This is a genomic window from Candidatus Hydrogenedentota bacterium (assembly GCA_018005585.1).
Lineage (GTDB): Bacteria > Hydrogenedentota > Hydrogenedentia > Hydrogenedentales > JAGMZX01 > JAGMZX01.
Window position 1 is genome coordinate 1 of the sequence record JAGMZX010000161.1, and the last position, 2,073, is coordinate 2,073.

At 65.0% G+C, this 2,073-nt stretch carries 1 protein-coding gene; it reads left to right on the top strand.

What is annotated here, in order from left to right; all coding sequences use genetic code 11:
• The first annotated feature begins 449 nt into the window (after positions 1-449).
• The gene (locus KA184_20205; GenBank protein MBP8131908.1) at positions 450-2,063 is read left to right on the top strand and encodes an SBBP repeat-containing protein; all 1,614 of its coding nucleotides are present in this window, start codon (positions 450-452) and stop codon (positions 2,061-2,063) included.
• Positions 2,064-2,073 lie beyond the last annotated feature (10 nt).

Here is a 2,073-nt window from a genome sequence, read left to right on the forward strand (position 1 = left end):
TCACGGCGATCATGGGCCGCATGTCCGCCTTTACGGGTCAGGAAGTCACCTGGGAAGACGCCATGAAGTCCGACCTGTCGATCGTGCCCGCGGACCTGAGCTTCGACAAGGAGTATCCCATCGGGCCGTTGGCCGTGCCGGGCGCGTAACAGTATTTGTTGCGGCAGGTCTCCTGACCGCGCCACGATTGCAGTGATAGTCTCCCGCCGGGGTCCCGGAACAAGCCGGGTCCCCGGCGCTTGCTGTCCATGCTCCCCGGCGCGAGAATACGAGGGCCGAATCCGGCCCGTTTCCCGGGTGGCCGCCCCGGGTAACGAAGGAGACACGCACGCCTCGCCCCATTTCTGTCGCGCCACCTCTTGACATGGGAAAACAGCCGTTGTACAGTGGCAAGGTACACTAAGGCATTAACGGAGAAAGGGAGTTTACACGAACGGGGGATAGCGTTGATGAATACCGTGCCATCGTTGCGATCCGCCAGAGTTGTTTCATGGGCCGTCCTTGCCGCTGGGGCGCTGTTGCTGCTTGCGCCGTGCGCCCTGCCTGCCGCCGCACAGACACCCATCTCGACTCCCTCCATGGAAGAACTCCGGGAAATCGTTTACGCGCCCGGCTGCCGGCCCGACGGGCAGGAGGCACCTTCGGAATCGGGGAAACTCGGCCGCGCGGCGATGGAGCGGTTCGCGATGTCGCCCGCGCTGTTTGTGGAGAACCGGGGCCAGTTCGAGGACGCCTCGATACGGTATCTGCACCACGGACGCGGCGCGCTCGTTGCCTTGACCGATTCCGGGCCGGTGATCCAGTTGCGGCGGCCGGGCGCCACACGTGGCATGGGCATCTTGCCCATGGTCTTCAAGCACGGGCGGGACGCCCGTGCCACACGTCGCATGGGCATCTTGCCCATGGATTCTGGGTCTGCTGAGGCGCCATTCAGAGAGGCATTCGCCCTGAAGCAGGACGCGCCTGCTGAATTTCTTCCTGTCCATCCTGTCCATCCTGTCCATAACACACCCCCACGCTCGATCAGCGCACCCGGCCGCCCTTCGCAGATACGGCACGTGTCCGTGCGGTTTCCTGGGGCACACGAGACGACGCCCGGGGGCGCGCGGCGTTCCGAGTCGGTCTACCACTATCAGAAAGGCGCGCCGGAACACTGGCGCGAGAACGTGCCGACGTTTGAAGAGGTGGTCTACCCCGGCCTGTACGACGGCATTGACCTGAAGGTCTGGGGCAGACGCGATCACCTCAAGTACGAGTTCCACGTGGCGCCGGGGGCGGACCATGAGCAGGTCCGGGTGCGTTACGAGGGCATCCGGGGGCTTTCCCTGGATGCGGACGGGGCGTTGCTCATCGATCTCGGCGAGGGCTGGGAACCCTTGCGGGACGACGCGCCGTACATCTACCAGGACATCGGCGGCGAGCGCGTGGAACTCCCCGGCCGCTTCCGGCTGCTCGATGCGTACACCTATACCTTTGAACTCCTTGCGCCCCGCCACCCCGCCTACCCCCTCATTCTCGACCCCCGAGTGGAATGGGGCACTTACCTTGGCGGGAGCGAGTATGACGAAGGCCGTGGCATCGCGGTGGACGGCGACGGCAACGTCTACGTCACGGGGTGGACTTCCTCCTCCGGCTGGGTCTCCGGCGGGTTGGACACGACGCATAACGGCGGCACAGACGCCTTCGTGGTCAAAATCCAGGACGGCGCGGGGGAAGGCGAGGGCGACCCGTGCGCGAGCGAATACCACACCGCGGACCAGGACCAGAACAATCGGGTCGACCTGCCCGAACTCCTGCGGGTGATTCAGTTCCACAACTCCGGCGGGTTCCGCTGTGCGGATGACCCCGCGAGCACGGAAGACGGCTACGTTCCGGGTCCCTGGGTGCACCAGGGCTGCTGCCCGCACGACAGCGACTACGACGGCGGCGCGGACTTGCTTGCGTTGCGTGGGGTCGAGGCATGCCTCGCGCCCACGAATCATGTTCTGGGATATCTTCTCGTTTGGAACGACGTTCAGGCGTCGCTGCACCGCCGCATTTGCGTTCTTTGCGCCTTGGCGTGAGAATAGACCC